17 protein-coding genes are annotated in these 19,065 nt (G+C 51.2%); 4 read left to right on the top strand and 13 right to left on the bottom strand.

Going from position 1 to position 19,065, the window contains the following annotated elements:
• Positions 1-74 precede the first annotated feature (74 nt).
• Both JNE38_RS13560 and JNE38_RS13555 read left to right on the top strand, forming a co-directional pair.
• The gene (locus tag JNE38_RS13560) at positions 75-950 is read left to right on the top strand and encodes a carbohydrate ABC transporter permease (protein ID WP_203357023.1); all 876 of its coding nucleotides are present in this window, start codon (positions 75-77) and stop codon (positions 948-950) included.
• Between the two features lie 5 nt (positions 951-955).
• Positions 956-1,846 carry a carbohydrate ABC transporter permease gene (locus JNE38_RS13555; protein ID WP_238933644.1) on the top strand — a complete coding sequence of 297 codons (891 nt, stop codon included), beginning with the start codon at positions 956-958 and terminating at the stop codon, positions 1,844-1,846.
• Positions 1,847-1,902: 56 nt separating this feature from the next.
• Here JNE38_RS13555 and JNE38_RS13550 read toward each other — a convergent pair whose 3' ends face one another.
• The 7 genes from JNE38_RS13550 to JNE38_RS13520 all read right to left on the bottom strand — a co-directional run bounded on the left by JNE38_RS13550 (position 1,903) and on the right by JNE38_RS13520 (position 11,331).
• Positions 1,903-2,730: a PfkB family carbohydrate kinase gene (locus JNE38_RS13550; protein WP_203357022.1), complete on the bottom strand. Its 828-nt coding sequence runs from the start codon at positions 2,728-2,730 to the stop codon at positions 1,903-1,905.
• 143 nt (positions 2,731-2,873) lie between these two features.
• Positions 2,874-3,740: a hypothetical protein gene (locus JNE38_RS13545; protein ID WP_203357021.1), complete on the bottom strand. Its 867-nt coding sequence runs from the start codon at positions 3,738-3,740 to the stop codon at positions 2,874-2,876.
• 117 nt (positions 3,741-3,857) lie between these two features.
• The gene (locus tag JNE38_RS13540; RefSeq protein ID WP_203357020.1) at positions 3,858-5,186 is read right to left on the bottom strand and encodes a DJ-1/PfpI family protein; all 1,329 of its coding nucleotides are present in this window, start codon (positions 5,184-5,186) and stop codon (positions 3,858-3,860) included.
• 46 nt (positions 5,187-5,232) lie between these two features.
• On the bottom strand, positions 5,233-6,024 hold the full coding sequence (locus JNE38_RS13535; RefSeq protein WP_203357019.1) for a tyrosine-protein phosphatase: 792 nt from the start codon (positions 6,022-6,024) through the stop codon (positions 5,233-5,235).
• 186 nt (positions 6,025-6,210) lie between these two features.
• On the bottom strand, positions 6,211-8,310 hold the full coding sequence (locus tag JNE38_RS13530) for a glycoside hydrolase family 3 protein (protein WP_203357018.1): 2,100 nt from the start codon (positions 8,308-8,310) through the stop codon (positions 6,211-6,213).
• Positions 8,311-8,355: 45 nt separating this feature from the next.
• Positions 8,356-10,002, bottom strand: a complete 1,647-nt coding sequence (locus JNE38_RS13525) for a serine hydrolase domain-containing protein (protein WP_203357548.1) — start codon at positions 10,000-10,002, stop codon at positions 8,356-8,358.
• Positions 10,003-10,068: 66 nt separating this feature from the next.
• Positions 10,069-11,331 (bottom strand): exo-beta-N-acetylmuramidase NamZ family protein, encoded by a 1,263-nt coding sequence (locus tag JNE38_RS13520; protein ID WP_203357017.1) that lies wholly within the window; start codon positions 11,329-11,331, stop codon positions 10,069-10,071.
• A gap of 341 nt (positions 11,332-11,672) precedes the next feature.
• On the opposite strand from JNE38_RS13520, the gene JNE38_RS13515 reads away from it, so the two are divergent.
• Positions 11,673-12,230, top strand: coding sequence for a hypothetical protein (locus JNE38_RS13515; protein WP_203357016.1), 558 nt, complete (start codon positions 11,673-11,675; stop codon positions 12,228-12,230).
• Positions 12,231-12,436: 206 nt separating this feature from the next.
• Positions 12,437-13,654 carry a chromate transporter gene (locus JNE38_RS13510; RefSeq protein ID WP_203357015.1) on the top strand — a complete coding sequence of 406 codons (1,218 nt, stop codon included), beginning with the start codon at positions 12,437-12,439 and terminating at the stop codon, positions 13,652-13,654.
• Between the two features lie 83 nt (positions 13,655-13,737).
• Here JNE38_RS13510 and JNE38_RS13505 read toward each other — a convergent pair whose 3' ends face one another.
• The 6 genes from JNE38_RS13505 to JNE38_RS13480 all read right to left on the bottom strand — a co-directional run bounded on the left by JNE38_RS13505 (position 13,738) and on the right by JNE38_RS13480 (position 19,055).
• Positions 13,738-15,309, bottom strand: a complete 1,572-nt coding sequence (locus JNE38_RS13505) for a long-chain-fatty-acid--CoA ligase (RefSeq protein ID WP_203357014.1) — start codon at positions 15,307-15,309, stop codon at positions 13,738-13,740.
• Between the two features lie 88 nt (positions 15,310-15,397).
• Positions 15,398-15,781, bottom strand: a complete 384-nt coding sequence (locus tag JNE38_RS13500; protein ID WP_203357013.1) for a MaoC/PaaZ C-terminal domain-containing protein — start codon at positions 15,779-15,781, stop codon at positions 15,398-15,400.
• Complete coding sequence (locus JNE38_RS13495; RefSeq protein ID WP_203357012.1) at positions 15,778-16,194, bottom strand: FAS1-like dehydratase domain-containing protein; 417 nt, start codon at positions 16,192-16,194, stop codon at positions 15,778-15,780. The genes JNE38_RS13500 and JNE38_RS13495 overlap by 4 nt, the downstream gene beginning before the upstream one ends.
• A gap of 15 nt (positions 16,195-16,209) precedes the next feature.
• Entirely contained in the window at positions 16,210-17,025 is an 816-nt protein-coding gene (locus tag JNE38_RS13490) for an SDR family NAD(P)-dependent oxidoreductase (protein WP_203357011.1), read from the bottom strand.
• Positions 17,026-17,059: 34 nt separating this feature from the next.
• Complete coding sequence (locus JNE38_RS13485; protein ID WP_203357547.1) at positions 17,060-18,232, bottom strand: acyl-CoA dehydrogenase family protein; 1,173 nt, start codon at positions 18,230-18,232, stop codon at positions 17,060-17,062.
• A gap of 40 nt (positions 18,233-18,272) precedes the next feature.
• The gene (locus JNE38_RS13480; protein ID WP_203357010.1) at positions 18,273-19,055 is read right to left on the bottom strand and encodes an enoyl-CoA hydratase/isomerase family protein; all 783 of its coding nucleotides are present in this window, start codon (positions 19,053-19,055) and stop codon (positions 18,273-18,275) included.
• Positions 19,056-19,065: the final 10 nt, after the last annotated feature.

Below are 19,065 nucleotides of genomic sequence, written 5' to 3'. Positions count from 1 at the left end.
CTGTGACGAGCAAGAGGATGGCAGTGGAGTCCGAGCGGCTTCACTGTCTCTTCATACACAAAGGGGGGGACGATATGCTCCAGCGCAAATATACCGGATACTTGTATGTTCTTCCATGCTTTCTCATGATCCTCATCTTCATCTACTTTCCGATCGTTCAAAACATCGAGTACAGTCTGTTCGAGTGGAGCTCCTTCTCCCCGGACAAGACGTTCGTCGGACTGGCACAGTACGTACAGCTGTTTCACGACCCGATCTTTTACAAGGCTTTAGCAAACAACATCTATTACGCCGTCATCTCCATGATCTTTCAAGTATTCGGCGGGCTCGTCTTGGCAGCCGTTCTCGAAGATAAAGTCTTCCGAAAAATCTCCCCGGTCTTTCGCACCGTTTTCTTTATGCCTGTAATCATTTCCATCACGGTGATCGCTCTCTTGTTCGACTTTATTTATCATCCGCAGGTCGGCCTGCTAAACGGATTTTTGTCAGCCATTGGGCTTGAGAGCTGGACAAGGGCGTGGGTAGGTGATTCCGCGACGGCCATTTTCGCAGCGATCGCCGTATCCCAATGGCAGAGCGTCGGCTATATTATGATGCTGTTCATCGTGGCGATCCAGAAAATCCCACAAGAGCTGTATGAGGCAGCCGAAATTGACGGCGCCAGCAAAATACAAATGTTTTTCCATGTCACGGTCCCACAGGTGAGGGAGATGACGTTTGTTACCTCCACCATCACATTGGCTGGCGCGTTTACGGTTTTCAACGAGGTCTACATTCTCACGGGCGGCGGTCCCGGCCATGCTTCCGAGGTACTGGGAACCTACCTCTACCAATCCGCTTTCATCAATGACCAGATGGGGTACGCCTCCACCATTGCGAACGTCATTTTGGCCATTACCCTCGTTATTTCGCTCATCCAAATGAAACTATCCAAAACAGGAGAGGAGTAACAGCAATGGAGAAAAATATGGAAACGATTTCAGAGCAAAGTGCTGCTCCCCTCCTTCCCCTGGCAAAGAAAAAGAGTGCTCCTCCGATTGGCACCTACACCCTGTTGCTCGTCTTGCTTCTGTACTTTGTCGCCATCGCCTACCCGCTCTTTTGGATGGTCATGAATTCTCTCAAGGATTCTTCCGAAATCTTCAGCGACAGCTGGAAGTTTCCGACACAGTGGCTGTTCGAGAATTACGTGACAGCCTGGGAGCAGGGAATCTCGGACTACTTTCTGAACAGTGTCATCGTCACCTCTGTCACCTGCTTTCTCACTGTTTTTCTAAGCGCTCTGGGGGCATACGGTCTCACTCAGTTCCAGTTTCGGGGCAAGAATCTTATCCTGATTATGATTCTTGGCGGACTGATGCTGTCGCCGCAGGTCAGCTTGATCCCGCTCTACAAACTCATCCAAGCCCTAGGATTATTCAATACGTACTGGGCCTTGATCATCCCCTATGTGGCGTACCGTCTTCCCTTTACGATCCTGCTGATCCGCGCTCACTTCTTGACCATCCCAAAAGAAATCGAGGAGGCGGCTTACCTCGACGGATGCAGCAGCTTCGGCGTCTTCACGCGGGTCTTTCTGCCGCTCAGCACACCCATCCTGCTCACTTCCACCCTACTCACCGCATACTTTTCCTGGAACGAATTTCTGTTCTCGATCATCTTCATCGACGACAACAAGCTAAAAACCATCCCCTCTGGATTAATGGCTTTCCGGGACATGCTGCAAACGGATTGGGGCGTTCTGCTGGCAGGTCTGACCATCTCCGCCCTTCCCATCATCCTCCTCTTTCTGTTCATGCAAAAATACTTTGTCAGAGGTCTCACGAGCGGCGGCATAAAAGGATAAAAGAAGCTAGATTCCGCATCTAGCTTCTTTCTTTTGGTATTGCCTGAGAATCTTGATTAACCGACTTTGGGGACGCCGTAGCCGAAAGCGCCGTAGTGGCCGCACGTCTTGGCTGCTGCGACAGACGCTTGCCGCAGCGCATCTTCCATATCATGCTTCTGGTGATACTGCATTAAAAACATCGCGATGAAAGAATCGCCTGCGCCAAGCGTGTCCACGACCACCGTCTCCGTTATATGCTGCCGATACAGCCTTCCTTCTTCAGAGAAAATCGCTCCCTCGGCGCCTCGGGTTACGCCGACAACTTTCGTTCCCAAGGAATGCACGCGATGGATCAATTGGTGACACTCGTCTTCCGTCAGATCACTTCCCGAGAAAAACCCATATTCGATGTAGGGGCATACCCGCTGCAAATAAGAGTCCGTCCAACGAGTCGAAAAATCAAACGAGATGGGAATCTTCTTGTGCAACCCGGGAAGCTCATGTTCCAGGTTGCTGTATATGCTTGTGTGCATCAGATCGTGCGAAGCGATGTATTCCTTATCCTGCTGGTTCAGCCGAAGCCCCATGTACGCCTGCACCCCGCCAGCGTTCGAACCCACAAACACGCGATCCCCCTCTGCATTGAGAGAAACGACCGCCTCTCCATTGGGGCCAAAGGCTTGCCTTAGCCTTGAAATATCGATGTTCTCCAAAAGCAAGGTTTGTTTCACATGCTCTGCGGCGCGATCATTACCAATGATGCCGATATAGGAGGAAACGGCAGCTTGATAGCGCTTGCCCAGCACCGCCACATTCAACGCATTGCCTCCTGGAAAGATTTCGCCGCGGTCTTTGTAGTAATCCACAACATTATCGCCAATCGCAATCAGTCTCATCGCCATTCCCCCAACAAAATCATTAGTACATCTTATAACATTATATAACAAACAGAAAATACAGTCTATTCTTAAAAGTAGCATTCCATCCAGTTGTTTGCTCGCCTGAGGAAAAAGAACAAAGAAAGAACCTAACCAAAGTTAGGTTCTCAGTCTTCCGTGATTTCGACGACAAATGGAAACGCCCTGACCTTCCCATTTTGCTTGAACTCGGCCCATATTTTATACAGACCAGGCTTCGAAAACTGTGTTTCAAATACCGGTTCATCATGATCGGAAGGGTGAACATGCAGAAAGTTTTGCGCTTTTTCATCGAGAATGACGACATGCCCCATCGCACCCAAATACGGAGTCAGATTCGACCGATCCAGTTCAAATGTCAGCGTAACAGGTTTGTTTGCCTGAAAAGAACTCATGTCCAGCTTTACGGTTTCACCCTCCACTGTTTGTATCAGCTTGCTGTCTGGCACAAGTCCACCGTGGTCAGCAGATTCGCCCGGATTTCCGACAACAAATGGAACCGGAACCACCTGATAAGCTAGCTGCTTTGGCTTGATGTCAATAAATGCTTTATAAAAGCCGTCAGGCAGAATATTGCCGATTTTAAATTCGCCCTTGCCAATCTGTTCCGGATGGACGTGGTAATACTTCTGCAGATGTTCATCCACTACGATGAAATGAAGCAGCTTTTCATGATTCACTTCAAGATCGCCAACGGGATTGCCCAGTTTATCCTTTACGAAGATCTTGATGCCATCTTGCTCTGGCTGAACATACGTGTTCACATCGCTGCTTGCAGCTCCATGCCCTTGATTTCCGGTGCCATGATCTCCTTCCCCATGCTCTTCCGTCCCATTTCCGTGGCTTCCTTCATTCGATACGCCATGATTTCCGTCCTCAGAGTGCATCTCTCCTGCAACCACTAGTTGATCTTCTGCAACGTAATTATCATAGATGGTAAATCCCCCAATTACGACCGCAATATAAAGCAGCGCTCCTACCGCCGTTTTCACCATTTCCATTCCACTCCTTTTCGTTATTTCACGTCGTTGCGATCTTGCTGTATCCCTACTATAAATCGCCACTGTGAACGCAATATGAACCACGCCAATTATGCTTCATTGCCCATTTCCTTATTTCTGTACCCTTTTGGAGACGAACCGCCTATCAAGAAGAAAGGCTGTTAGCAAGCCGACGATGCCAATGAGGGACAACGTGAGGATCGCTTCCAGGGGAACCGGCTTGCCTTCGAACTTTACATGATCGGCACGATATTCCAGTCGTTTGGCCGCCCATTTAGCAGTCAGAACATCTTCTTGCTGAGCTAAATCTTCAAGTGTTGCATCGAATGCAAATCTGTCGGGTCTGTCACGATGAATGTACGTTGGTTCCACCCCATTCCCCAGCTCCTTCGACAGCGCGGGTGGCTGCGTTCCTGTAACAAGCAATCGCTCTATGGTTGGAGCATGGTTGACCTGGTATCGGGCAATCAGGTTCAGGTGATGCTTGGTCACGATGATTCCATCGCCGTTCGAAATGGTAAACAGCTTCGTCGTCCCTAGAGGGGCATAGGTGTCAAATACCGAGGTCAGCGCACTTTCCTCCATCCCGTCATACAGAAGCACACCTACCTTTTCCTTCATGAATTGAAACGCTAGATTTACGTAATAAATCGCTTCTGTCTGATCGATATCATAAGGAACTACCTTCGGATTATTGACAAAGTGATAAGAAGGGTAGTTCATTTCCTTCGCTACTTTCATGGCCATAGTTTCGCCTACTTGCTGCGAAATGACATGGAGAACAGCATCGATTCCTGATGTGAGTCCAGCAGATGATGTAATGTTTCCATCTTGAACAAACCGTTGATCTCTGATCCAGTTGGTAGCTGGATATGCCTTTTTCACCTGGTTCACGATTCGCCAATGAATAGTTGAAGTTTTCCCTTCTAGTAATCCCGCGTCGGCAAGATTTCTTGATCCCGAACAAATGCTCAGGATCTTGGTTTTCGCATGCTTTTGGATCCACTCTCGGACTGGGCGATACTTCTCTTGATCGTCCATTGGCATGTACGGAATCACGATAAGGTCGGGACTCTTTCCCAGCAACCGATCCATTTCTTTGAATGAATAGTGCGGGACTAGATCCAGGCCTCCGGTTAATGCTGTAACTTTGTTGTCAGGTGCCACTGCATACACATTATAAGCATCTGTCATGGCGAACATTTCATAAGGGACTACAAAATCAAACACCTCCGTCATTGGATTTCCCAATACGACCGCCACTGTCGGCTTGTTCGGATGATAGGTAGGGGTATTTACACCCGATAAAGAAGGTGCCGGTGTGTCTCGTACAGATAGCCAATCGGCACGTGAATGAACAGCTCCCCATACTCCAATTCCCCCAACAAATATGAGGAAGATCGATAGGTAAAGTACGAATCGCAGCAACCATTTCTTCAATTCTTTTTCCTCCCACAGGTTTTGTGCACGGTCATCATTCTTCCCGCTATTCAAGAAGCAGTTCTTTACACTTTCGCAGTGTGCAAAGCTCGATCCCGCAAGCCTTGTTCAGGTACAATTCAATGGAACCGTACGTTTCCATAAGGCCACGATACACTTCATCCAGATATTCCCGATTCGCCATCAAAATGAGCTTCATCCGCTCGGGAGTAACCTGAAATAAAGTCATCCATCTCATCATCTTGATGACTGACTCCAAACGTGATTTGTAGTACTCATTCGTCAAGAGGTAATCCTGAACGACGCTTTCATAGGGGACTCCGGCGAGCAGCTGGATCACCGCAGAAATATATCCCGTTCGGTCTTTGCCCGCCGTACAGTGAATCAATGCAGGGAGATTTTCTTCACGGGAGACTAGGGTAATGATTTCTTTTATCTGGAAAGTGCTTTCAACTGCCATGTGATGATAATAGGCTCTGCTGAACTTTTTGAAATGTTCATCACCTGATTTCCCAAAGAAGAAGTTGAACCATTGGCGTTTACTTGCTCCCGTTTCCTGCAGATGAAGGGGAATATTGAAAACACGAAATTGTCCGTGCGACAGGATGTGAGAGTGTTTGGATTGGTGCTCGTTAGGCGTACGGAGATCGCAGATGACTTTTATTTTGTATTCAATCAGTCGTTCTAGATCATGTTCAGTTATCCGGGATATATCATCAGAACGATATAACATTCCCGTTTTCATATTCCGGCCATCTTCCGTTTTCAGACCACCGATGTCCCTAAAATTGGATAGTTTCTCAAATGGCAGGTCAACCTCTTTCCTTACTCGATACAATCGGATCCCCCCGTTTACCCTAACTTCTAAGAGAGCGTGGCCCCCATTCGTAACAGGAAAAATGTACAACTGCTTTATGAACTCTATATGAACAGCTGATCTTGAATAAATAAAAAAAGAAGATCCGGCCCACTCGTCCGGATCTTCATCGCTTCAAAACGCCATATCCCATTTCAAATCAGATGCTTATGGTTCGTACGACAAACCATAGCCATATTCGTAGAGGGCTCCTCCCTTGCCGTCCGGAATGGTGACTGGCAGCTTTCCGGTTGGTTTGCTTTTGCCAAACAGGATGTCTGCCGTTGCAGAAAAGCTGGCATTTCGAAAACCATACTGAGCGAGATAAGCATCCACTTCCGGATAAGCCATGATGTCATACGGATTGCGGATGCCGACACCGATCACGGGCTTGTCGTTGTTTTGGATCAGTTGGTTGTAAATGCTCATCAGTGCATTCTCGGGCGATCTGCCTTTGACATCGAATGTATAGGAACCAATGATCACGGCGTCAGCCTCTTCTACCTGCTTCCTTTGCTCGTCACTGAGTGCCTCGGTGGCAATTTGGATGGTCGATGTATTGGCATGGTGTTTTTTCACGGCACCTGCCAGGTTGTCGACATAGGTAGTCCCAATCACCACAATTTTTTTGTCTTCCTCGAGTTTCAGCGGCAGCACGCCGCTGTTTTTGACCATAGTAACGGAACGGGCAGCTGCTTCGGCTTCCACCTGCTTGTTCTCTGCTGAGCCGATGACTGACTTCCCTCGCTCGATTTGCCCGTCTACTCCCTCCGGATTTTCCGCTTTAAAGATCCCCCGCTTCACCTTCAGCGTCAGGATGCGTTTGACGGATTGTTCAATCCTCTCTTCACTGATCTCTCCATTTTTCACGGCTTGCAGGACACCCGTAGTCACTTCCTCCAATCCGATCGGCATCAGCACGATATCGACGCCTGCCTTCACGGCTCGAATCGCCGCATCGACCGGACCGAAATGATCGGCGATCGCCTGCATATTCATGGCATCAGTCGATACCACCCCATCGAAGCCGAGTTCGTCGCGGATCAAGCCTGTGATGACCTTTTGTGACAGCGTGGCAGGCAGCGCAATCTCTGTGCCGTCTTTTTTCGAAATCACTTTGGTGTCATCGATTTTCGGGAAGGTGACGTGTGCGGTCATGATCGCGTCCACGCCCGCCTCCATCGCTTTTTGGAAAGGATAGAGCTCTACTTTTGAGAGACGGTCTTTGTCGTGGGGGACTTCCGGCAATCCCAGATGAGAATCGACCGCTGTATCACCGTGGCCGGGAAAGTGCTTGGCGGTGGCAGCGATCCCGTTTTGCTGCAGCCCTTTGATGTAGGCGACTCCCAAGTCGCTGACCAGCTGAGGATCTCCCCCAAACGACCTGACGCCGATAACCGGGTTGTCCGGATTATTGTTCACATCCATGTCAGGAGCAAAGTTGGTGTTGATCCCAAGGGCAGCCAGTTCTCTGCCGATGACGTCTCCTACCTTGAATGCCAGCTCCTCCGAACGCGTAGCGCCCAGCGCCATGTTGCCCGGCATGTCTGTTCCCTGCTGCAATCGAGTGACGATCCCGCCCTCCTGGTCAATCGTAACCATGAGGCCGTATTTTTGAGCCGCCAGCTGATAATCATGGACCAGGCGAATCGTCTGCTCTGTGTTCACCACGTTTTCCCGGAACAAAATCACTCCGCCTACTTTGTATTTCTTGACGAGAGCCTCGATTTCCGGGAGCATGCTCGTGACGTCCTTGCCGTTCCATTTGCGGAAATCGGGCATCATCATCTGCCCCACTTTTTCTTCCAAAGTCATGCCAGAGATCGCTTTGTCGATGATTTGGTAGCGCTCCCCTTTTTGCTTGGATACCGTTACCTTCTGTTCCCCTCTGTCTTTGTAATCGAAAGCGATTCGGTCCTCGAACGTGCCGTCGGTAACGGAGATGAAGGTTCTGCCGGGATGATTGGCAAACTGCACGGTGCCCTGTTCATCGACCGAAGCCACATTCTTGTTGGATGTTTTCCATGTCAAGCCTTTGGAGGCTTTTTCAAAATGACCGTCCCGGTATACATGGAGCGCTTGCAGCTGGAGGGTGTCGCCTGTCACGCCCAATTCAGCTTCGGGAGTGTTCAGGCTGATGATCAAATCGACCACCTCTGTCTGTTCTTGTGCATCTGTTTTCAAGACGCCCTGCGAAAAAAAGGACTGGCTGAGCAGCAAAGCAAGTACGAATAGGACGACGCTGACTTTCTTTCTCCCAACTCTCATGGCTTCCTCTCCTTTATTTGATAATTGTCCCCTCTCATCGGGGGTTTAGTTGCCCTCTTGCGACCATCCATCCGACATCCATTCGACATCCACCTCATGGCCCGCTTCATCCTTTACTTCCGGATCATGGACAAACCAACCTCGGCCGTTCACCGTCTTGTCCGTGGCATAGCGAAAACGGATTTGCTTGATCCCCGATGGAAGCTCCCACGTCACCTTTTTCCAGTCGCTTTCTCCCGTTGCGGCGGGGCCGACCTCCGTCCAGTTCTCTCCATCCACGGATGCTTCCACATAGCCGTAATCCGACTCGTTTTCAATTCGGAACCAGGTATCGAATGCGATTTCCCCACCTTCCGCAAGGTCTACCTCGGCGGTTAGGGTGTTTTGCCGTTCATCGCCGACTCCCGCAAACCATGCGCCGTCCTTCCAAGGAATATCGACCGGGATCGCCAGTGCCGCCTGACGAGCGACTCCCCTCCGAACAGGATTGGTGGATACGGTATTGCGCGTCGGGTGCACGCGATTGGTGAGGACGATGCAAATGGTTTCATTATTCGGACTGACGACGATCGATGTACCGGTATATCCGGTATGCCCCATCGTTTTGCTGTCGCTCAAGGCATCCATGTACCAGCCCTGGTACAGCTCCCAGCCGAGACCATGATCATCTCCCGGGAACTGAGGGATCTGGTTTTCCGTCATCAGCTCGATCGATTCCTTGGACAGAATCCGTTTCCCGCCGTATTTTCCGCCGTTCAGCATCATCTGGGCAAAGACTGCCAAGTCGCGGGCAGAGCTGAACACTCCAGCGTGCCCCGCCACTCCGTCCAGCGACCAGGCATTCTCGTCGTGCACGTCGCCCCAGACCAACCCTCTGTTTGTCCATGGCTGGTATTCGGTAGCCGCGATCCGTTTTTTCAAGCGTTCCCCGGGATTGTACATGGTATCGGACATGTCAAGCGGCTCCGTGATGTGCTCGCGGACGTATTCATCCAAGCGTTGGCCTGTCAGCTTCTCCACTAAAGCACCCAGCGTGATCAGGTTCAAATCGCTGTAAACGTATTTGCTCCCCGAGCGGTTGACGAGAGGATGACGCAAAACGATCTGCAACCGTTCTTCCCTACTGGCTCCCATTTGATAGAGCGGTATAAACGGCTCAAAACCGGAAGTATGCGTCAGCAGCTGCCGGATGGTGACCTTTTCCTTGCCGTTTTCCGCGAAATCAGGAAGGTATTCGGCGACCGGATCGTCCAAGTCGAACCGCTCTTTTTCGTACAGCTGCATGACGGCCGTGGAGGTAAACAGCTTGCTTACCGAGGCCATATCGAAAATGGTGTCCGTTTCCATGCGAATGGGCCGATCCAACGGCGTCTTTTCATCATCGGCAAATTGCGCCGAGTAGCCGTACGCCTGTTCTTTTACGATCACCCCACGGCGTGCAACGAGTACGACGGCGCCGGGCATCACGCCCTGGTCAATCGACGCCTCGATCAGCGAATCGATCTCCTCCAGCGGCGCGGCTTGCATACCCGCTGCAGCTGGCTTCCCCGGATGGAGCTTACCGCTGGAATGCCCGGGCTCGTCCCATGGATGGGACAAGGGACGTTTGACTGGCTTGGTCTTTTTCTCCTTCTTTTCGATGGAAGGCGCTTCCCCATCCCCACGCTTTTCAGCATAAGCTGGAAAAACCATGGTTCCCCAAGCCACACTGACACAGAGACCGATAATGGCAGTTCGTTTTTTCAATGGATATCACTCCTAGCGGTAGAGCAGATACGACTTGCGCAGCTGCTGGAATGCCTTCAACCCACCTTGCCAATCTGCGATGATCTCGTCCACGGATGCCCCTTTGTCGATGGCTTTTCGGATCTTGTCCGTTCCCATCAGCTTGTCGATCCAGTTGTCGCTGCGCCAGGCAAAATCATTCGGGTACTGTTTTTTCAATTCCACCATGATGGTGAGAGCCGTGCGTATCGGGTCATACCCGTCCCGATCGGTCACGTACAGCTGCAGGCCGCCGACGTTTATCCCAGCATGCTTGGAAAAGGTGGGATTGAAATACGCTTCCCGGAAGGACACGCCAGGCAAATCCAGACGATTCATTCGATCCGCAATCTCCCACCCTTTTATGTAGGGGGCGCCGATCAGTTCAAACGGACGGGTGGTTCCACGTCCCTCAGAAAGATTGGTTCCTTCAAACAGGCAGTTGCCGGGGTACACCAGGGCGGTTTCAGGAGTAGGCATGTTTGGCGATGGCAGCACCCATGGGAGTCCTGTCTCGTCATACTGCATGTCCCGTTTCCAGCCTTTCATCTGGACGATTTCGAGATTCGCTTTTTTCCCCAACTCTTTCTCAAGGAATTGCTCATTGAACAAAACCGCCAGCTCACCCACCGTCATGCCGTGGCGCACAGGGATCGGATAGATGCCCACGAACGACTGGTAATCGGGGTCGAGCACCGGTCCCTCCACCTTTACCCCGCCGATGGGATTGGGCCTATCCAGCACGATGAATGGCTTGTCCTGCAGAGCTGCTGCTTTCATCGCGTATGCCATCGTGGAAATGTACGTGTAAAAGCGCGAACCGACATCCTGAATATCGAACAGGATGACATCCACATCACTGAATATCGGGGCGATTTCCTGCGGCGTTTTTCCGTACAGGTTATAAAACGGCAGCCCCGTTTTCGGATCTTCGTAGGTCCCAGGGGCCGATCCCGCCTGCTCCGTTCCCCGAATGCCGTGCTCAGGACCGTACACCGCCACCAGATTGATGTTTTTTTCGAGAAGTGCGTCCACATCATGTGTCAGGTCTACGGTTACCCCAGTCGGGTTGGTGATAAGCCCCACCTTTTTCCCTTTTAAAATTTGAGGATTTTCAAGCAACCGTTCGATGCCTGTCTGGACGGCATGGTTGTTCTTCTTATCTTTGGCCAAACCGAGATCGGCGCCTCCTGCCGCAGTCAGCGTACAAAGCAGTACCAAGGACGACAGGCAGCGAAGCCAGCGATTCTTCGTCATTGCACGATCACCTCCACTTGTAATCGATAGATTGCGAGGCGGATGAAAATGGTCCTCCTTTCCACAAATGTCGAATTCGTATGCTCTCGCCTATTCTGGAAGTATCTACCATCGATCATAAAGGTTTCAGCTAGATATTTCACGGGAACCATTTACTAAATTTTCTTGCAAATCAGCCACCTAAAGACCAAATCCTTAGTTCTTTGTATCTAGCAAAAAGCAGGCAATTTTCGCTGCGTTTGCTTCGGAAAATTCCTTATATCTCCTCTCATCCTCTTGTAGTACAATTAGGGAACGTATGTTTTGTGAATTGAGAAATGAGATGCTGGGAGAGGTACTCCATGTTTTGGTTTCATTGGAATGCGACATCATGTGCGCTGATTATACTTGCAGTGGCCTTGATTGTATACGCCGTGATCGCCCTTTTTAAGAAAGCTCGTAGGAAAGTAAGAAAATTTCATTTCGCCAGTCTCTTCAGTGGAAAGGCACTATTGATTGGGACGCTGCTGTTTGGAGGCAATGATGAGATGGAGGCACTTTTGCAAAGTACACCCTACTCCTTCCAACAAGCTTTGCTCTCGTCTGATTTTGAATTTGACTACAAGGACAAGCGTCTTCTTTTTGCCAAGGACGAAGCATTATCCGGCTCCATACAATTGGAAGATCAAACGGTGCGAGTCTTCGTATCGGCTCAAATCAGCGCCCCCAAACATTTGCAGACCTTTTATCAAGTGGTTACCTCGTTGACCCCAACTGCTCAAGAAGTCTCGCAAATCAGAGAGCTGGTGAATAAAAAAGCAAATCGGAAACTCAGCTTCTCACACGGGTACGTGGAGCTGAGAGGCAGCACCGTTGATTTCATGCTGGAACGACCCGTAGAAGGAATCACTTCTTCCTGATGTTTGGTATGGAAATGAATGGAGCTCGTCCTTACCCCCAGAAGCAGTAAATTCTTTGTAAATTTCATAACGCGTTACTCACAAAAGCGGATCCAGCATTATATAATCGAGGGTGTTCTATGTAATCGGTCGAAAAAATAGATCGATGATATAAAGCTAGTGAAAGTATCGCGAACTCGTTCAAATAAATAAGGAGGTACACCCAGGTGTCTGCTTCAGCAAGCAAAGAAAGCCAAGAGAGGAAAGCTGGACTTTCCCACTCGCTATGGGAAGTCCTACAAGTCTCCTTGAAGCTAGGGCTCACTTCGTTTGGCGGCCCCATGGCCCATCTCGGCTATTTTCACGAGGAATATATTCGCCGCAGAAAATGGATGGATGAACGAAGCTATGCTGACCTGGTGGCGCTCTGTCAATTCCTGCCGGGTCCTGCAAGCAGTCAAGTGGGAATCGGGATCGGAATCATGCGGGCAGGGCTCTTGGGAGGATTGGTGGCTTGGTTGGGCTTCACCCTTCCTTCGGTCCTCGCTTTGGTTCTGTTTGCTTTTTTACTGAAGGGACTGGATCTGGGAGACGCTGGCTGGATCCATGGTTTAAAGCTTGTGGCAGTAGCGATCGTCGCGCAAGCTGTGTTGGGAATGGGGCAAAAACTGACCCCTGACCGAAAACGGGTAACCATCGCCATCGCGGCAGCAGCGATCACGCTACTCTGGCAGACGGCATGGAGCCAGGTATGGATCATCCTCGCTGCTGGTGTCATCGGTTATTTCCTTTACCCGCATCCTCAACCCGCTGATTTGCCTGAACTTCGCGTCCCGGTTCGCCGGTCTGTTGCGGTGGTCAGTCTGCTTTTGTTTTTTGCCCTTTTAATCGGTCTACCCCTGCTCCGAAATGTGGCATCCTTTCATGGGCTCGCCATGTTTGACAGCTTTTACAGAGCAGGCTCTTTGGTATTTGGCGGTGGGCATGTCGTCCTGCCACTTCTAGAGAGAGAAGTCGTTCCAGCTGGGTGGTTGCCAAAAGAAGATTTTCTGGCAGGTTATGGTGCAGCCCAAGCCGTTCCCGGGCCATTGTTTACCTTTGCCGCTTATTTGGGAGCGGTCATGGATGGATGGTACGGAGCCGCCATCGCCACGATCGGTATTTTTCTTCCAGCCTTCTTACTGGTCTTGGGTACCTTGCCGTTTTGGGCTGCGCTTCGCACGAACCCAAGCATTCAAGGTGCGCTCGTGGGGGTAAATGCCGCTGTGGTTGGCATCTTGTTAGCTGCTTTGTATGCTCCTATCTGGACCAGTACCATCCATACCTCGATTGATTTTGTCCCTGCCTCCCTTTTGTTCATCTTGCTCGTTTTTTGGAAGGCGCCACCGTGGGTCGTCGTGATTGCCGGTGCGGTCGGGGGAACCGTGATCAGCTTTTGGTCGTAGAAGCACCATGGCCATGTCATGAATGGAGCGGCAGTCAGAACCTTATCCACAAGGTCCAGGCTGCCGCTCCCTTTTTGATCCGATCAATTTACATCCCTTGTCATGCCCCTCCAGTAGCGATCCCGAATATTGCGCTTCAATATTTTCCCAGCTCCGCTTTTTGGCAGCTCAGCGACGAAGGTAATTCGCTTCGGCACTTTATAATTCGCAAGCATGCCACGGGTAAAATCGATCAGCTCTTGCTCTGTGAGCGTACTTCCTGCTGCCTTCACTACCTCGGCGACGACTGCCTCTCCCCATTTGGGATCCGGCTCCCCAACCACCGCCACCTCCACGACATCCGGGTGCTGGTACAAGACGTTCTCCACCTCGGGAGAATAAATGTTTTCGCCGCCGCTGATGATCATGTCCTTCTTCCGGTCCACGATATAGAGAAAATGCTCGTCATCAAATGCCCCCATATCCCCCGTATGGTACCAGCCGTTTTTCAAGACAGCACACGTCTCTTCAGGAAGATTCCAGTAGCCTTTCATGATGTTTTCCCCCCGGGCGATCACTTCCCCCACCTGGCCAACGGGGACATCTCTTCCCTCTTCATCGACGACACGCACTTCTACTCCCAATACAGGCTTGCCCGCTGAAAGCAGTCTTCGCTCCTGCTTTTCCTCTCCTGTGAGGACATGGTATTCTGCCGTCAATTGGGTCAGCGAAGGAGAGGCCTCGGTCATTCCGTAGCCTTGCATGAGCTGAATCCCCGGGAATTCCCGCATCACGCGTTTCAAGAGCGCAAGCGGCATCGGAGCTGCACCATATGTGACACGCTCCAGTGAGCTGACGTTGTATTTTTTGAAATCCGGGTCGTTCATGACCATGTTCAGCATCGTAGGCACCAATAAGGTCGACGTCACTTTGTACTGATCGATAGCCTGCATGAATGCCTTCGCTGTGAACGACCGGACTACACAGTGAGTCCCTCCCACAATCGTGATGCTGACCATACTGGTACCGTCTGCGAGATGAAACATCGGCGCCACGTGCAAATAACGGGAATGACTGCTCACTCCAGTCAGCACCCCTGTATGGTAGAAGTTGCTGACCAAGTTTCGATGCGTCAGCATGACCCCTTTGGGCCGACCAGTCGTGCCGCCGGTATAAAACAGTCCAGCCACATCATCCTCGTGCACGTCCGGAGAATAACTCAACGGTTGTTCTTTTGCCTTTGAAATCCAAGCTTCATACGAATCCAATTGCTCATGGGTCTCATCATCATCAACAAGCACATAGTGATTCAGGGAAAGCGCATTCTCCCTCAAGAAAGGAAGCGCTTTCAAAAAATCGCGATGGACAAAGAGGGCTTTGGCTCCGGAATCGGTGAGAATATAGGCGAGCTCATCTGGCGCTAATCGGTAGTTCAGCGGCACCAGGATCGCCCCCAATGCTGTTACCCCAAACAGCAGCTCTATATAGCGAAAATCGTTCAGCATAAGTGCAGCGATGCGGTCACCTTTTTGAATGCCAGCCTGGGCCAGGGCATCTTTTAGCTTGGCTACGCGTGCTGCAAATTCGGCATACGTAAAACGATGTTCCCCGTCCACGATCGCTTCTTTCTCTGGCATGACCTTGGCATTTCTCATCAATCCGGTCGTCAAAATCATGAAAGAACCTCTCCCTGTCAGGTTTTTCACATGAGTGCAAACGCCGGATGGGCGTAACCGTACCGGCGTTTTTCCAAGATGATGATTCCTATGCTTTTTGAACTTCAAACGACGCGCTGACCTTCTTCTCCCCCGCTTCATTGACTGCTGTGGCTTGGCACTTCCAGGTGTCGCCGGTCTCCCCTACGACTTCTCCCCGAACGGTGATTCTCTCCCCCGGTCTCGTCATGGCCTGGAAGCGTACGGAAAAGTGCAGCAGCTGGTCCGGATGAAACCACGTGCCAATCGCTTGCCCGATGAACCCCATGATCATCATTCCGTGTGCGATGACACCTCCCAATCCTACTTTTTCCGCGAACGGCACCACGGTGTGAATGGGATTGAAGTCGCCGGACGCCCCAGCGTAACGCACCAATTGCGTATGCGTGATTTCCCCTTTTTCTACAAGTGGCAGCTCATATCCAACTCTCAAGTTTGCTCCTCCTTTCCATGCCGCTCAATGATCGTCGAACGACTCAGCAATACAATCTCGCCCTTCTGGTTCCGATACGTCTTTTTCACGACAAAGAAGTTCATGCCTGCCTTACTGTAGGCATTCTCGACTTCCCCTTCAGTCGTGATGACATCGCCCGGCAAGATTTTCCCCCTATACTCGTATTCCTGACCGCCGTGCAAAACTCTCGCCATGTTGAGCTCCAGCATAGATGCGAGCGACGTGTCTCCGCTCCAAAAGTCGATCACGGTCGCAAACGTCGGTGGCAAACAATCGCCATTCTCGTAGCCTGGATGCGGATCTCCCAGTGCTCGGGCAAATTCCTTGATTTTCCCCAGCTCTATGGTAAAGGTCGTCGTTTTCGTTTTGATCCCAATCTTTGACTCTACCATTCTCTTCCTCCTTCATTAGGTATAGGTCCCGCCGTTGATATGCAGGACTTGCCCGTTTACGTAATTAGAGAGGGGAGACGCGAGATAGAAAATCCCTGCTGCCGCCTCTTTGGGGTCCCCTGCACGCTTTTGCGGTATTTTCTCAATGAACATGTTCCTCACTTTTTCCGGAATGCCCACTGCTACGCCATCCACCGTCTCCCCCAGCTCTTTGGGTTGCGTGAGCCGCGTGTCAATGAATCCAAACGCAACGGCGTTGGAGTTGATGTGAAAGCCGGCCCATTCCTTGGCGACCGTCTTGGTCAGACCGACCAGCCCTGCTTTTGCAGACGAATAGTTGGCCTGCCCGACATTTCCGCTGATCCCCGCCACTGACGATACGTTCACGATTTTCCGGTGGTGGACCATTCCTTGCTCGATCTCTTTCTTGGCCGCATCCCGCATGTAGGGAGTCGCTTCCCGGATCAGCCTGAACGGGGCGATCAGATGAATGTCCAGCATGGACTGAAACTGTTCATCCGTCATTTTGTGGATGAGAGCATCAGACGTGTAGCCTGCATTGTTCACCAAAATATCCAGCCTGCCGAATTCCGAGATCGTCTCATCCATGATTCCTTTTGCAAAATCGGAAGCGGTCACATCTCCGCAAAAGACGATTGCCTCACCTCCTCTTTCCCGAATCGCTGCTGCTACTTCATTAGCCGGTCCCTCGTCGCGATCGGAGACCACCACTTTCGCATCGTGCTCTGCCATCATCAGGGCGACCTCTCGCCCCACTCCCCGGCCTGAGCCTGTAATGATTGCCACTTGATTTTCCAGCATTCCACCCATTCGCATTCTCCTTTTCGATTCGGCTGATTCGGCTCTACAGACCCAGATTCTTGGCGATGATGACTTTCATGATTTCATTGGAGCCTGCAAAAATCGGTGATACCGCAATGTCACGATAGCGCCTTGCGATCTTGTACTCTTCCATGAATCCATAGCCGCCGTGCAGCTGCATGCAGCGAGGGGCCATCCGTCTCGCCATGTCCGTGATCCACCACTTCGCCATCGAGACCTGCGTCACCACATCCTGGCCCTGCATGTGACGAACGATCAGATCGTCCACGAAGGTACGGGCCATTTGCACATCCGTCGCCATCTCTGCAATCTCGAACTGCGTGTTTTGGAACGTGCTGATAGGGCGGCCAAATGCTTTCCGCTGCTTCACATAGGAAATGGTCAGCTCAAGCATATCTTCCGCTGCGACGAGAGCCCCTGCGGCCGCGAGAATTCTCTCCTGCTGAAGCTTGTGCATGAGGTAGTAAAAGCCTTTGCCTTCCTCGCCCAAGAGCTGGGAGACGGGAACCTTGGCGTCTTCAAAGATGAGCTCAGCCGTATCTTGACTGCGCAGGCCCACTTTTTTCAGCTTTTTGCCCCGGGAAAAACCGGGGGTATCTCGTTCCACCAGAAGCAAGCTCACGCCTTTATGGGCTGGCGTCGCTTTGGGATCGGTCTTCACTGCCACGATAATCAAATCAGCGTGAATGCCGTTCGTGATGAAGGTCTTCTCCCCATTGACGATGTAATGGTCCCCTTGGCGAACAGCAGTCGTTCGAATCCCCGCTACATCCGAGCCGGCAGCAGGCTCTGTCATAGCGATCGCAGTCACGATTTCCCCACTGATGCACTTGGGTAAATATTTTCGCTTTTGTTCTTCCGTACCAAACGATTCCAGGTAGGGAACGACGATGGAGGAATGCAGGCCAGGACCGCCTAGACCTCCCCCTACCTTTCCGATCTCTTCCGCAAGCACGATGGAAAAACCGAAATCAAGACCGAGCCCTCCGTATTCCGGCGAAACCTGCGGGCATAAATATCCGTTCTCCCCCATCCTGTTCCAGTACGATCGGGGAATGAACTCATCCTCCTCCCACTTCTCAAAATGGGGCTCGACTTCCTTTTCCAAAAACTTGCGCAGGGACTCGCGGAACATGTGATGCTCCTCTGTCAAATAAGGGCGTGCGGTTTTATGGGAATCATGGGCAGCCGTCATAGACAAGCCAAACTCCTCCTCATCCATCCGTATCAATCATTCAGCGACCGGAGAAACGGGGTGAACGCTTTTCAAAGAAAGCAGTGACACCCTCTCTGAAATCTTCCGTTTCAAAGCACAGCCCTTGCGCAAACGCTTCCATTTCAAAGGTGTCGTGCAGCTGCGAAAGGATGCTCCGGTTCACCATGGCTTTGGTCAGCCCCATCGAGATTGCTGGGCCTTTCGCCAGCTTTTCAGCAATCGCCCCCACCTCAGTCAGAAAGCCCTCGTCATCGATCACCCGGTTGACCACGCCAAGCTCCAGCGCCTTGTCTGCCGTCACTCTTTCACCCGTGAACATGAGCTCTTTGGCGCGATGTGGCCCGAGCAGGCTGGTCAAGAAGTGAACAGCACCGAGGTCAGGTACCAGACCGACGTTGACGAAGCTCTGCACAAAAAAGGAGGACTTCGCTGCAACGATCATGTCGCAAGCCAGTGCCACGCTGAATCCAGCACCTGCAGCCGCTCCATTCACCGCAGCGATCACCGGCTTCTCCAGACGTAACAGGGTTCGGATCAGCTCATGGGATTGCAGCAGTTTTTTTCTTCCAGTGACCGCATCTATTTTTCTGTTCATGCCTCCGAGATCTCCACCTGCACAAAAAGCTTTCCCATCGCCAGTGAGAACCAGGACATTCACCTGATCATCCTGATCCAGCTGTGCCAGCGCCGTATGCAGCTCTCTGCGCAGCTCAGGGATCATCGCATTGCGAATGTCAGGTCGGCACATTTTGATCCAGCCGACCTTGTTTTCTACATGCACTTGCAGCTGTTCATACGCCATCGGAATCCTA

Source organism: Brevibacillus choshinensis (assembly GCF_016811915.1).
Classification (GTDB): Bacteria; Bacillota; Bacilli; order Brevibacillales; family Brevibacillaceae; genus Brevibacillus; species Brevibacillus choshinensis_A.
This window is presented reverse-complemented; position numbering and strand designations above follow the sequence as displayed.